At 67.1% G+C, this 13,070-nt stretch carries 14 protein-coding genes; 7 read left to right on the top strand and 7 right to left on the bottom strand.

Translation table 11 applies throughout. From position 1 onward, the window contains the following. Positions 1–29: 29 nt before the first annotated feature. The 3 genes from holA to leuS are packed head-to-tail and all read right to left on the bottom strand — an operon-like array spanning position 30 to position 4,082. On the bottom strand, positions 30–1,055 hold the full coding sequence (gene holA / locus AC13D8_RS01760; protein ID WP_482967356.1) for a DNA polymerase III subunit delta: 1,026 nt from the start codon (positions 1,053–1,055) through the stop codon (positions 30–32). Then, positions 1,052–1,543: an LPS assembly lipoprotein LptE gene (gene lptE / locus AC13D8_RS01765; RefSeq protein WP_482967357.1), complete on the bottom strand. Its 492-nt coding sequence runs from the start codon at positions 1,541–1,543 to the stop codon at positions 1,052–1,054. Before lptE ends, holA begins: the two co-directional genes overlap by 4 nt. Further along, positions 1,530–4,082 carry a leucine--tRNA ligase gene (gene leuS / locus AC13D8_RS01770; RefSeq protein ID WP_482967358.1) on the bottom strand — a complete coding sequence of 851 codons (2,553 nt, stop codon included), beginning with the start codon at positions 4,080–4,082 and terminating at the stop codon, positions 1,530–1,532. The genes lptE and leuS overlap by 14 nt, the downstream gene beginning before the upstream one ends. Positions 4,083–4,234: 152 nt before the next feature. Between leuS and AC13D8_RS01775 the strand changes: the two genes are divergently transcribed. Then, the gene (locus AC13D8_RS01775) at positions 4,235–5,479 is read left to right on the top strand and encodes a glycosyltransferase (protein ID WP_482967359.1); all 1,245 of its coding nucleotides are present in this window, start codon (positions 4,235–4,237) and stop codon (positions 5,477–5,479) included. On the opposite strand, the gene AC13D8_RS01780 is transcribed toward AC13D8_RS01775, so the two are convergent. Then, the gene (locus AC13D8_RS01780) at positions 5,437–5,892 is read right to left on the bottom strand and encodes a MerR family transcriptional regulator (protein WP_482967360.1); all 456 of its coding nucleotides are present in this window, start codon (positions 5,890–5,892) and stop codon (positions 5,437–5,439) included. The two genes, AC13D8_RS01775 and AC13D8_RS01780, sit on opposite strands and share 43 nt — an antisense overlap. Before the next feature lie 75 nt (positions 5,893–5,967). Between AC13D8_RS01780 and AC13D8_RS01785 the strand changes: the two genes are divergently transcribed. Then, positions 5,968–6,594, top strand: a complete 627-nt coding sequence (locus tag AC13D8_RS01785; RefSeq protein WP_482967361.1) for a cation efflux transmembrane domain-containing protein — start codon at positions 5,968–5,970, stop codon at positions 6,592–6,594. Here the strand turns inward: AC13D8_RS01785 and AC13D8_RS01790 are convergent. Beyond that, the gene (locus tag AC13D8_RS01790; RefSeq protein WP_482967362.1) at positions 6,588–7,067 is read right to left on the bottom strand and encodes a DUF3576 domain-containing protein; all 480 of its coding nucleotides are present in this window, start codon (positions 7,065–7,067) and stop codon (positions 6,588–6,590) included. The genes AC13D8_RS01785 and AC13D8_RS01790 overlap by 7 nt on opposite strands. Before the next feature lie 121 nt (positions 7,068–7,188). Here AC13D8_RS01790 and AC13D8_RS01795 point away from each other — a divergent pair, with 121 nt between their 5' ends. Next, a complete protein-coding gene (locus AC13D8_RS01795; RefSeq protein WP_482967381.1) occupies positions 7,189–7,842 on the top strand; it encodes a YggS family pyridoxal phosphate-dependent enzyme in 654 nt (217 codons plus the stop codon). A 47-nt stretch (positions 7,843–7,889) separates the two neighbouring features. Here the strand turns inward: AC13D8_RS01795 and AC13D8_RS01800 are convergent, their stop codons facing one another. Both AC13D8_RS01800 and AC13D8_RS01805 read right to left on the bottom strand, forming a co-directional pair. Next, positions 7,890–8,549 (bottom strand): hypothetical protein, encoded by a 660-nt coding sequence (locus AC13D8_RS01800; RefSeq protein WP_482967363.1) that lies wholly within the window; start codon positions 8,547–8,549, stop codon positions 7,890–7,892. 52 nt (positions 8,550–8,601) lie between these two features. After that, the gene (locus tag AC13D8_RS01805) at positions 8,602–9,426 is read right to left on the bottom strand and encodes an LOG family protein (protein ID WP_482967364.1); all 825 of its coding nucleotides are present in this window, start codon (positions 9,424–9,426) and stop codon (positions 8,602–8,604) included. Positions 9,427–9,506: 80 nt separating this feature from the next. Here AC13D8_RS01805 and AC13D8_RS01810 point away from each other — a divergent pair, with 80 nt between their 5' ends. From AC13D8_RS01810 to AC13D8_RS01825, 4 genes are all read left to right on the top strand, one after another. Further along, entirely contained in the window at positions 9,507–10,427 is a 921-nt protein-coding gene (locus AC13D8_RS01810) for a serine/threonine dehydratase (RefSeq protein ID WP_482967365.1), read from the top strand. Between the two features lie 21 nt (positions 10,428–10,448). Continuing rightward, positions 10,449–10,925 (top strand): SsrA-binding protein SmpB, encoded by a 477-nt coding sequence (smpB, locus tag AC13D8_RS01815; protein WP_104018725.1) that lies wholly within the window; start codon positions 10,449–10,451, stop codon positions 10,923–10,925. 101 nt (positions 10,926–11,026) lie between these two features. Beyond that, the gene (sseA, locus tag AC13D8_RS01820; protein WP_482967366.1) at positions 11,027–11,881 is read left to right on the top strand and encodes a 3-mercaptopyruvate sulfurtransferase; all 855 of its coding nucleotides are present in this window, start codon (positions 11,027–11,029) and stop codon (positions 11,879–11,881) included. Then, entirely contained in the window at positions 11,882–13,066 is a 1,185-nt protein-coding gene (locus tag AC13D8_RS01825; RefSeq protein ID WP_482967367.1) for an amino acid aminotransferase, read from the top strand. The last annotated feature ends 4 nt before the right edge of the window (positions 13,067–13,070 follow it).

Genomic DNA, 13,070 nt, shown 5'->3' on the forward strand with positions numbered 1-13,070 from the left:
TTTCAGCACGTTAACCCTGATTCGTCCGCTCACCGCGCCGCCAGCATCGCCAGCCGGATCAGTGCCCGCTCCACCAGCGCCATCTCGGGGGCGCGCTGCGCGGCCGAGCGCAGCGTCAGGTCGGTCTCGGTCAGGATGCTCAGCGCCTGTTCCAGCTTTGGCGCGCCCCAGTTCTGCGCCTGCCGCAGCATCCGGTCGCGGCGCGGGCCAAATACCGGCGGGCGCAGGCGGGCAATGCCCTTCGCGGCCCCGCCGGGATCGGCGGCGGCGGTGTAGAGGGCACGGAAATGGCGTGCGGCCCCGATGCACAGCCCCACCGGCTGCACCCCCTGCGCCTTGAGCCGTCGCAGCACCGGGCCGATCTCGGGGGCGCGGCCCTCGGCCACGACATCGAGGATGTCATCGAGACCGGCCTCGGTCGAGGCGGGGGCGCAGGCGGCGATATCCCCGGCGGTAAGCGCGCTGTCGTCGCCCAGCTTGTAGAGCGCGAGTTTCTCCATCGTCTGCCGGAAATCGCCGGGATCGAGCGTCCGGGCAAGCGCCGCGAGGTCCGCCATCACCGGCCCGGGAATGTCGCTCAGCCCGGCACGGGCCAGCACCGCCTCGATCTCGTCGCGCGAGGGTGGATCGTCATAAATTCCAACGGCATAGGCGTTGCGATGCGCCTCGAACGCCTTGCGCAGTTTCGATGTGGCCTTGAGCTGCCCGGCGGTGACGACGATCTGCGCATCGCCCTCGGCCCAGTCGGCAAGGGCCGCGAGGACCGGGTCGGCGACGCTGTCATTGGCGTCCTCCACCAGCACGGCGCGCGCACCGGGAAAGAACCCTTGCGCCTTGACCGCATCGAGGAGCATGGCCGGGTCGCGCCGCAGGTCGGCCGCGGCGAGGCGGCTGAGCCGCATCTCTTCCTCGGCGCCGGGACCAAGCAGCGCGGCGATCATCTCCTGCCGCTTGAGCGCCACGCGCATGGCGTCCGGGCCGTAGATCAGCAGCCCCGTGCGCTGCGGCTCGGGCCGGGCGAAATAGCGCGCGGCCTCGCGCGTGCCGAGCTTCATCGCGGCCGGCTGGCCGCCGCTGCGGCGAGGCGGGTGAGCATCTGGTCGGCGAGCATCTGCATCAGCCTCGCTTCGGCGTCACGCGCGGCGGCGCGGGTGACGATCGGCGTGTCGAAGGTGGAATACCCCGTGAAATTCGTGACCTTGCCGCTGTCGACCTTCTCGCCGGTCTCCAGGTCGGTAAGCGTGTAATTCACCGTACCGATGAGATTGGCGCGCGCGGCGACGTTGCTGCGGTCGATGGCGATGGCCTCCGAGCGCAGGGCGATCGCCGGGCGAAGCTCGTAGCGGGGCGTCTCGGGCCGTCCGAGACGCGCCTCGATCTCGCGGGTCAGCAGGAACCCCGCGCGACCCTGGGGGTCCGTGACGCGGACCTGCCCGATCAGCGCGTCGCCGCCACCGCCGGGGCCGTAAACCGGCGCAAAGCCGCAGCCCGCCAGCGCGGCGAGACCCGACAACAGGAACAGGCGGCGGTCAGATGACGACATTCACGATCCGTCCGGGGACGACGATGACCTTCTTGGGCGCCGCCCCCTCCAGCGCCCTTTGCACAGCATCATGCGCCAGCGCCGCCTTTTCAACCTCGGATTTGTCCATGTCGCGGGGCACCGCGATCTCGGCCCGGCGCTTGCCGTTGATCTGGATGGGCAGCGTCACCGTGTCGTCGATCAGCATGGCCGGGTCGGCCTCGGGCCAGGCGGCGGTCGCCACCAGCCCCTTGCCGCCCAGCATGGACCACACGTCTTCGGCGAGGTGCGGAGTCATCGGCGACATGAGCTGCGCCAGCGTCAGCGCCGCCTGCCGCTTCGCCGCCTGCCCCGCCTGCGATTTCGCCAGCGTGCCGGTAAAGGCATAGAGCCGCGCGATGGCCGCGTTGAAGCCGAAGGATTCCACGCCCTTGGTGACCTCGTCGATGGTCTTGTGCATCTCGCGCAGGAGCGCGGTATCGGCCTCGGGGGCCGGGTCCGTGCGGGTCTCTGCGATCTCGGCTGCCAGCCGCCAGACGCGCGACAGGTGGCGATGCGCGGCCTCGGCGCCCGAGGCTGTCCACTCCACGTCCCGCTCCGGCGGGCTGTCCGACAGCACGAACCAGCGCGCGGTATCGGCCCCGTATTGCGCGATGATGGTCGAGGGATCGACCACGTTCTTCTTGGATTTGGACATCTTGGCGGAGGGGATGATCTCGACCTCGGTGCCATCGGCGAGGCGACCGTCGCTCACCTCTTCGGGCAGGTGATAGACGGGGCGGCCGCGCGCATCGCGGGTCTGGTAGATCTCGTGCGTCACCATTCCTTGGGTAAACAGCGCATCGAAGGGCTCGATGGCACTCGCCGGCAAATGCCCGCAGATATGCATCGCCCGGGCGAAAAAGCGGGAATACAGCAAGTGCAGGATCGCGTGCTCGATGCCGCCGATATACTGGTCCACGTTCATCCAGTACTCGGCCTCGGCCATGTCGGTGGGCGTCGTCGCACGGGGCGCGGTGAACCGCGCATAGTACCAGCTCGAATCGACAAACGTATCCATCGTGTCCGTCTCGCGCCGCGCAGGTGCGCCACAGGCGGGGCAGGCGCATTTCGCCCATGTCGGGTGCCGGTCGAGCGGGTTGCCGGGGATGGAGAAGTCAATCGGCATGCCGCCCTCGTCATAGGGCAGTTGCACGGGCAGGTTCTCTTTCTTTTCCGGTACCACGCCGCAGGTGTCGCAATGCACCACCGGGATCGGGCAGCCCCAGTAACGCTGCCGCGAGAGGCCCCAGTCGCGCAGGCGGAACTTGACCTGCGCGGTGCCCAGGCCCTGCGCCTCGAACCAGTCGATGGTGGCGTCGATCCCCTCCTGGCTTGTCACCTCGCCCACGCCCGCGAAATGGTCGATATAGACCACCTTCTCGGACTTGGCAGGCACCAGCGCCTCGGTCCCGACCTCGCGCTCGTCACCCGGCATGTAGAACGCGTTGCGCACCTCCAGCCCGTATTTGCGCGCGAAATCCAGATCGCGCTGGTCATGCGCCGGACAGCCGAACACCGCGCCCGTGCCGTAATCCATCATGACGAAATTGCCGACCCATACCGGCAATTCACGATCGGGCCAGACCGGATGACGCACCGTGATGCCGGTGTCGATCCCCTTCTTCTCGGCCTTCTCCATCGCCGCTTCGGTGGTGTCCATCTTGCGCGTCTCGGCAATGAACCCGGCCAACTCCGGGTTGGTCTCGGCCAGCGTGCGCGAGACCGGATGCTCGGGCGAGATGGCGATAAAGCTCGCACCGCGCATGGTGTCGGGACGGGTCGAATAGCACAGGATCGGATCGCCGCCATCGGTGCGATGGAACGGAATCTCGATCCCGCGCGAGCGCCCGATCCAGTTTTCCTGCATGGTGCGGACCTTGGCGGGCCAGTCGTCGAGCCTGTCCAGCGCCTCGAGCAATTCCCCCGCGAAATCCGAGATGCGAAAGAACCATTGCGTCAACTCGCGCCGCTCGACCTCGGCGCCCGAGCGCCAGCCACGCCCGTTCTCCACCTGCTCGTTGGCGAGCACGGTCATGTCCACCGGATCCCAATTGACCACGGCGTTCTTGCGATAGACGAGGCCCTTTTCCAGGAAATCGAGGAACAGCGCCTGCTGCTGGCCGTAATATTCCGGGTCGCAGGTGGCGAATTCGCGGCTCCAGTCGATCGACAGCCCCAGCGGCTTCATCTGCTCGCGCATGGTGGCGATGTTGCCATACGTCCAGTCCTTGGGGTGGCCGCCGGAGGCCATCGCCGCGTTCTCGGCGGGCATGCCAAAGGCATCCCACCCCATCGGGTGCAGCACGTTATGCCCCGTCGCGATCTTGTAGCGCGCCACCACGTCACCCATCGTGTAATTGCGCACATGGCCCATGTGGATGCGCCCCGACGGGTAGGGGAACATCTCCAGCACATAGTATTTCGGACGGCTCTCGTCCCGCCGGGCGCGGAAAATCCCGGCCTCGTCCCACGCCTTCTGCCAGTTTGCCTCGATCTCGGCTGGTGAATAGCGCGACATGCCTTGCGCCCCTCTTCTTGCGGTCCCGTTTGGGCTGCGGTGATAGGCGCTTGTCGGCCCTTGGTCCAGTGTCAGGGCACAAAAATGCGGGGCTTGGCCCGAAGCGCGCCGCTCGGCTATAAGCGCCCCGAGGCAGCAAGGCAGGCAGGGACGTGAATATCCTTTTCATCCATCAGAATTTTCCGGGTCAATACAAGCACCTCGCCCCCCGACTGGCGGGCATGGGGCACCACTGCGTAGCGCTAACCCTGCGGGTCAAGGAGGCGCAGACATGGCAGGGGGTGCGGATCATCCCCTACAGCCTGCCAAACCGGCCCGGGCAGGTGGTGCACCCCTGGCTGGTGGATTTCGATAGCAAGGTGACGCGCGGCGAGGCGTGCTGGCGCGCGGCGATGAGACTGCGCGACCGCGGCTACGTGCCCGATCTCATCCTCGCCCATCCCGGCTGGGGAGAATCGCTTTTCCTGCGCGATGTCTGGCCCGAGGCGCGGCTGGGGCTCTATTGCGAGCTTTACCACCTCGCGGGCTGGCCGCATCTGGACTTCGATCCCGAGTTTCCCAGCAAGACCCCCGAGGCCGAGTCGCTGCGCATCCGGATGAAGAACCTCAACAACGATCTGCATTTCGAGACCGGGCACGCGGGCATCAGCCCGACCCGGTTTCAGGCCGACACCTTCCCCGCGCGCTTTCGCGACCGCATCACGGTCAGCCATGACGGCATCGACACCGTCGCCGCCTGTCCAAAGCCCGATGTGCGGCTAGAGGTGGAGGGCGCGGGCGAGCTGGGCCGCGAGGACGAGGTCATTACCTTCGTCAACCGCAATCTGGAACCCTACCGCGGCTATCACGTGTTCATGCGCGCGCTGCCGCGTCTGTTGCGCGAGCGACCAAAGGCCCGCGTGCTGATCGTGGGTGGCGACGAGGTGAGCTATGGCGCCCGCCCGCCCAAGGACCAGACCTGGAAACAAATCTTCATCGACGAGGTGCGCGAGCAGATTTCAGACGATGACTGGGCGCGCGTGCATTTCCTCGGGCGCATCCCCTATGAGCGGTTCCTGCGGCTGTTGCAGGTGAGCCGCGTGCATGTCTACCTGACCTATCCCTTCGTGCTCAGCTGGTCGCTGATGGAGGCGATGAGCTGCGGCGCGGCGATTGTGGCAGGCGATACCGAGCCGGTGCGCGAGGTCATCACCCATGACGAGACCGGGCGGCTGGTGGATTTCTTCGACGGCACCGCGCTGGTGGACGAGGTTTGCACCCTCCTCGACGACGAAGGCGCGCGGCAACGGTTGGGACAGGCGGCGCGCGACCTGATCCGGGCGCGCTACGATCTCCAGACGATCTGCCTGCCGCGTCAGGTGGCGTGGGTCAGCGAGGTGGCGACAGGGGGCGCGTGATCGTGCGCGCATAGCTCGTGATCGCCCAGCGACGCCAGCACGTAGCAATCCCGTGACGGCCCATCGCCGGTGCAGCCTTCGGTGATGCGGCTCAGTTCCGCTTCCAGCGCGCGCAGGCGGCGGATCTTGTGGCGGACGGCGTCGAGCTGGTCCTGCGCGATGCGCGTCGCCGTCTCGCAGGTGCGGTCGGGATGCTCCTGCAACTCGATCAGGGCAGAGATCGCCCCAAGCGAAAATCCCAGGTCGCGGGCGTGGCGGATGAAGCGCAGCCGCTCCAGCTCCGCCTGCCCGTAACGGCGCTGGTTGCCGGCACTACGCCGGGGCGCGTCGAGCAGGCCGCGGTCCTCGTAATAGCGGATGGTGGGCACCTTGACGCCGGTTTGCCGGGCCAGATCGCCGATGGAGAAAGACATTGCATGACCCTCTTGAAGCTCTAGTCCCTAGAGAGATTACATTGCCGGCAGGCAAGATGCAAAGGAGGTCCCGGAATGGCGGGATGTTGTGAACACGAGGTGCAGTTCGAAGGTGTATCGGACGCCTATAAAAGGCGGCTCTGGCTGGTGATCGCGATCAACGCCGCGATGTTCGCGGTCGAGATGGGGGCCGGTCAGGCCGCGCAATCGCAGGCGCTCAAGGCCGACGCACTCGATTTCCTCGGCGATGCGCTGACCTACGGGCTGTCGCTGGCGGTGATCGGCATGTCTGTGCGCGTGCGCGCGACGGCGGCGCTCTTCAAGGGGTTGAGCCTGTTGGCGATGGGCGCCTGGGTGTTTGGCACCACGCTCTACCGGGTTGTCTATATCGGGGTGCCCGAGGCAGAAATCATGGGGGTCATCGGGTTTCTGGCACTCGCGGCCAACGTGACGAGCGTGCTTCTGCTGGTGGCCTACAAGGACGGCGATGCCAACGTGCGCTCGGTCTGGCTGTGCTCACGCAACGACGCCATCGGCAACGTGGCGGTGATGCTGGCGGCGCTGGGTGTCTGGGGCAGCGGCACCGGCTGGCCCGACGTGATCGTGGCTGCCGCGATGGCTGCGCTCTTCGTCAACTCGGCGGTGCAGATCATCCGGCAGGCGCGCGCCGAGCGGCGCGCCGCCGTCCTCGCGTCTCAGTAACGGCCGGCGCTGATCCGGATCTGGCGGGCGCGGTTGAGGATGGCATCCTCGACCGCGCGCTGCGTGGCGGCATCGACCGGTCCGCGCCGTGTCTGCAGCGACACCTTGAGCGAGCGGGCATCGAGCGCAGGATCGCTGATAAGCACGGTCGCGCGGTAGGCGGTGCCGCCCCCCGGCGGCGTGCCGTACCCGGTGGAGATCACGCCGGTGAACGGGTCCGCGGCCTCGACAGGCAGGAAATCGAGCACTTCGAGCGCGGCGGTCCACAGGAACCGGTTGACCTTGACGGTATCGCGCCCGCCGCGGAAGGCATCGAGCAGCGACCCTTCGCTCGGATCGGGCTGTGCCTCGCGCCCGCCCTGCACGCGCATTGCCTCGGGGTCGAGCCGGGCATTCTGGAACGCGCTGCATCCCGCGAGGAGCACGAGGCTCACCGCAGCGAGGCCGACAAATCTGATACGCGATTGGGTCATGGCACCGTCCGGATCTGTTTCCATCCCGTGTATCCAAGCCGCCGCGCCGGGGCAAGCCCGTTGCACCCGCCACGCGCCCGTGGCAGATCAGTTGCCACGGGATAACAGCGGGAGAATGCCGGTGAGCCTCAGCGAGATCAGGGATCGTATCGCCCGGGCCGAGGCCGAGGCCGGGCGCGCACCGGGCAGCACGGCGCTCGTCGCCGTGTCCAAGGTGCAGCCGCAGGCGCGCGTCGAGGCGGTGCTCGAAGAGGGCCATCGCCTGTTCGGCGAGAACAAGGTGCAGGAGGCGGCAGGCCGCTGGCCGCCCTTCCAGGAGCGTTACGAGGGCATCTCCCTGCATCTCGTGGGGCCGTTGCAGACCAACAAGGCGCGGCAGGCGATGGAGATGTTCGACGCCATCCATTCGCTCGACCGGCCCAAGCTCGCGCGCACCCTCGCCCGGCTGGCGCAGGAGACGGGCGGCTGCCCCGATCTCTTCGTGCAGGTCAATACCGGCGAGGAGCCGCAAAAGGCAGGGGTGCTGCCTGCGGATGCGGACGGGTTCGTGGCCGAATGCCGGGCGCTTGACCTGCCCGTGCACGGGCTGATGTGCATCCCGCCGGTGGACGAGGAACCGAGCCTGCATTTCGCGCTGTTGGCCAAGATTGCCGCGCGCAACGGGCTCACCGGGCTATCGATGGGGATGAGCGGCGATTTCGAGCGCGCGATCGCGTTCGGCGCCACCCATGTGCGTGTCGGCTCGGCCATTTTCGGCGAGCGGGATTACGGCTGAATGATCGGGCGCCGCGCGGTGGTGCGGCGCGGACCAGGCGGTCGTGTTCAGCGGATCTTTTCCGGATTCTGCGGCGCGACGAAAATCGCGGTGGCGAGCAGGGCAAAGACCAGCTCGTAGACCTCCCAATTGCGCGGCACATGGATGACCGCGACCACCCCGCTCGCCAGCAGCGCCAGCACCGCGTGGCGCAGCCCCGGCACCGGCACCGCCAGCGCATCGGCCACCCGCCGCAGCCATGCCACGCGGGGATAGAGCAGCGGCAGCACCACGAGATAGAGCAGTAGCACAGTGGTCAGGACGCTGCCGAACAGCACCCGCGCCAGCCGCACCTCGCCGACCATCAAATTGTGCAGGTTGGTTTCGCCCTGGTAATTGTTCTCGGCAAAGAACTCGCCCGGTTTCCATCCGAAAATCCGCTGCCCCCACGAGATTTCCTCGCCCGCCGCGAGAAAGAACAGCAGCGCATAGGCCCCGGTCAGCAGCGCCGCGCGCCACGCGCCGCGCCGCGCCAGCCGCACCGCGTTCGACAGAAGTACGAGGCTCGCCACCAGCAGGAACAGCGCTGTGCCATTCTCGACCAGCCGGTCCTCGGCGGCGAAGGAGAACTGGAAATAGTCCGGTGCGCGCCACGCGATTATGGTGCTGGCGGCCAAGGTTGCAACGATGAGTGCCAGCAGCAGGCGGTCGATCGTGTCGCGGTGCATCGCGCCCTCCCCGGGAATGGTCGTCGTCTGTTATGCGCGTGCGCGTCTCGCTTCAAGCCTCGGCATCGCTGTCCCAGCCCTCGATGATTGCGAACGCCTCGTCCGCCGTCTCGACGAAGTGGAACAGGTCGAGATCCTCGTCGCTGATCGTGCCCGCCTCGGCCAGCGCGTCCCAGTTGATGATTCGCCGCCAGAAATCCTTGCCGAACAGCAGGAAGGGCACCCGCTTCATCCGGTCGGTCTGGATGAGGGTCAGCGCCTCGAAGGTCTCGTCGAGCGTGCCAAAGCCGCCGGGAAACACGCACACGGCCCGCGCCCGCATCAGGAAATGCATCTTGCGGATCGCGAAATAGTGAAAGTTGAAGCACAACCCCGGTGTAACGTACGCGTTGGGCGCCTGCTCGTGCGGCAGCACGATGTTAAAGCCGATGGACGCCCCCCCCGCATCTGCCGCGCCCCGGTTTCCGGCCTCCATCACCCCCGGTCCGCCGCCCGTGGCGATGACGTAGTCGCGCCCGTAGGTGGACATGGATTTCTCGGTCATCAGCCGGGAGAACTTGCGCGCCTCGTCGTAATAGCGCGACAGGTTCGCCAGTTCGGGCGTACGCGCGGTCTCCTTGTGCGACGGCTCTGGGATGCGCGAGCCACCGAACAGCACCACCGTGCTCTGGATGCCGCGCTCGTTGAGGATCATCTCGGGCTTGAGCAGTTCAAGTTGCAGCCGCACCGGGCGCAGTTCGTCGCGCAACAGGAAATCGTCATCGGTGAATGCCAGCCGGTAGGCGGGTGCGCGGGTCTGCGGTGTGTCGGGCACCTGCGCGGCGCTGGAGCGATCCGCCTGCGCATCGCGAAACAGGCTGTTGCGGTCGTTGTTCATCGCGGGCGATCCTCGCTTGGGTCCGGGCTCTCATGGGTATAGCGTTTGGCCGGTCAAGAAAAGCCAAAGAGGTGTGAGCGATGGACTGGCAGGCAGCAATTTCCGGGGCGGCGGCGCGGGTCGCGGATCACGTGCGGCGCACGCCGGTGGCAACCTTGCGGTTCGGCGCGCGAACCGTGAGGTTCAAGTTCGAGCAGATGCAGCATACCGGCAGCTTCAAGGCGCGCGGCGCGTTCAACACGCTGTTGCAGGCCGAGGTGCCGCAGGCCGGGATCGTCGCGGCCTCGGGCGGCAATCATGGCGCGGCGGTGGCCTGCGCGGCCGCCGCGCTCGGGCACCGCGCGCGCATCTACGTGCCGCGCATCGCCGGTCCCGCCAAGATCGCCCTCATCCGCGCGCAGGGCGCGGATTTGCAAGTCGTTCCAGGTGCTTATGCCGAGGCCGCCGAGCGCGCCGCCGAATGGCAGGCCGCCACGGGCGCGATGCAGGTGCATCCCTACGACGCCGAGGCCACGGTTGCCGGGCAGGGCACGGTCATGGCCGAGTGGGAGAATCAGGGCCTCGACGCCGACACCGTGCTCATCGCCGTCGGCGGCGGCGGCCTGATCGCGGGCGCGCTGGGCTGGCTTCAGGGCCGTCGCAAAGTGGTGGCGGTCGAGCCCGAAACCGCCTGCGCGCTGCACGCCGCGCTGGCCGCCGGGGCACCGGTGGATGTCGAGGTTTCCGGTATTGCCGCCAATGCGTTAGGGGCAAAACGGATCGGCGATATCTGCTTCGGCCTGGCGCAGGCGCAGGGCGTCGAGAGCGTTCTGGTGAGCGACACCGCCATCGCCGAGGCGCAGGCCATGCTCTGGCGCGAGACGCGCCAACTGGTGGAGCCCGCAGGCGCCGCCGCGCTGGCGGCGCTGTTGTCGGGCGCCTATGTTCCGGCAGAGGACGAGCGGGTGGCGGTGCTGGTCTGCGGTGGCAATGTCGCGCCCGACCCGCTGGACAGCGTGTAACGCCAAGGATAGGACGCGCGCATGGCCAAGCCCAAGGATAACCCCAATTACAAGGTCGTCGCCGAGAACCGGCGCGCGCGGTTCGACTATGCCATCGAGGATGATCTCGAATGCGGTATCATCCTGGAGGGCTCGGAGGTCAAATCGCTGCGGCAGGGCGGCGCCAATATCGCCGAGAGCTATGCCACCGTCGATAACGGCGAATTGTGGCTCGTCAATTCCTATATCGCGCCCTACGAGCAGGCCAAGACCTTCGGCCACGAGGAGCGCCGCCGCCGCAAACTCTTGGTATCGCGCAAGGAATTGGCGCGGCTCTGGAACGAGACGCAGCGCAAGGGCATGACGCTGGTGCCATTGGTGCTGTATTTCAACCATCGCGGCATCGCCAAGATCAAGATCGGCGTCGCCAAGGGCAAGAAGACCCACGACAAGCGCGAGACCGCCGCCAAGCGCGACTGGAACCGGCAGAAGCAGCGGCTCCTGAAGGAGCACGGCTAGGCTTTCCGACCGTGGTGTTTTCAAGACCGCGCGTACCGGCCTTGCCCTCTGGCGGGCTTGGCTGTAGGCAATGGCCAGTCAATTTTCGGGGGGCCGAGACGGTGCATGACGATCCCAAGACCCTTGTTTCGACCGACTGGCTGGCGGCGCATCTCAAGGATCCCGACCTGCGGGTTCTCGACGCCACCGCTTTTCTGCCCGGCACCGGGCGCGACGCACGCGCCGAATACGAGGGCGCACATATCCCCGGCGCGCGGTTCTTCGATATCGACGATATCAGCGATGGCCGGTCCGAGTTGCCGCACATGGTGCCGCCGGTAGAGAAATTCATGTCGCGGCTACGCGCGATGGGGGTGGGCGACGGCCATCAGGTGGTGGTTTACGACACGCATGGCCTGTTCTCGGCGGCGCGGGTGTGGTGGCTGTTTCGGCTGATGGGTCATGACGACGTGGCCGTGCTCGACGGTGGATTCCCCAAATGGCAGGCCGAGGGCCGCGAGATCGAGGATCTGCCCCCCGTCATCCGTGACCGGCACATGACGGTGCGGCGGCAGAATCACATGGTGCGCGACGTCACGCAGGTTTCGGCCGCGACCAAGCTGGGCGATCACGAGATCCTCGACGCGCGACCGCCGGGCCGCTTTCGCGGCGAGGAGCCGGAGCCGCGCGAGGGCCTGCGCGGCGGGCATATCCCGGGATCGAAGAGCGTGCCGGCCTCGGCGCTCCTGAATCCCGACAAGACGATGAAATCGCCCGAGGATCTGCGCGCCGTGCTCGTAACTGCCGGTGTCGATCTCGGCAAACCCGCGATCACCACCTGCGGCTCGGGGCTGACGGCGGCGATCATCAACCTTGCGCTGGAACGGATCGGCAAGGCCGACCACGCGCTTTACGACGGATCATGGGCGGAATGGGGCGCGTATCCGACGCTGCCCGTCGCCACGGGAGACAACTGAATGTTCGAACATCTCAAGGAAAAGCCGGCTGACAAGATCATCGCGCTGGGGCAGGCCTTTCGCGAGGACCCGCGCGAGACCAAGATCGACCTCGGCGTCGGCGTCTACAAGAACCCCGAGGGCGTGACCCCTGTCATGCGCGCCGTCAAGGCCGCCGAGAAGCGGCTATGGGAACAAGAGACGACCAAGAGCTACACCGCGCTTGCCGGAGACCCGGCCTTCACCGACGCGATGGCGGGGCTGGTTCTGGGCGACGCGGTGCCGCGCGATAACGTCGCCACGCTGGCCACGCCGGGTGGCACCGGCGCGGTGCGGCAGGCGTTCGACCTCGTGCGCATGGCCAATCCGGGCGCGCGTGTCTTCGTGTCCGACCCGACATGGCCCAACCACTTGAGCATCCTCGCCTATCTCGGGATGGAAGTGGTGAATTACCGCTATTTCGACAGCACCACCTGCGCGGTGGATTTCGATGGGATGATGGCCGACCTCGACGGCGTGCGCGCGGGTGACGTGGTGCTGCTGCATGGCTGCTGCCACAACCCGACCGGGGCCAACCTCACGATGCCGGAATGGCGCGCGGTGGTTGAGCGGCTGAACGCGGCGGGTGCGCTGCCGATGATCGACATCGCCTACCAGGGCTTCGGCGACGGGCTCGACGCGGACGCCGCGGCGGTGCGGTATGTGGCGGCGAACTGTCCCGAGGTGCTGATCGCGGCGAGCTGTTCCAAGAACTTCGGCATCTACCGAGAGCGCACCGGCATCCTGATGGCGGTGATGCAGGAGGCGAGGCTGCGCACGCTGACGCAGGCCAACCTCGCCTATCTCAACCGGCAGACCTATTCCTTTCCGCCCGATCACGGCGCCCGGTTGGTGAGCATGGTGCTGACCGACGACGCCCTGCGCGCCGACTGGCAGGCAGAGCTTGAGGATGTGCGCAAAGGGATGCTGCGGCTGCGCGAGCAATTGGCGGGCGAATTGCAGCGGCTCTCGGGCTCGGACCGGTTCGGCTTCATCGCGCAGCACCGGGGTATGTTCTCGCGTCTCGGGGCCACGCCGGAACAGGTCGAGCGCCTGCGCGCCGATCACGGCATCTACATGATCGGCGATAGCCGCATCAACATCGCCGGTCTGAACGACAAGACCGTGCCGATCCTTGCGAAAGCGCTGATCGACGCGGGGGTGTGATCGC

This window comes from Roseovarius sp. B-10 (genome assembly GCF_056859295.1).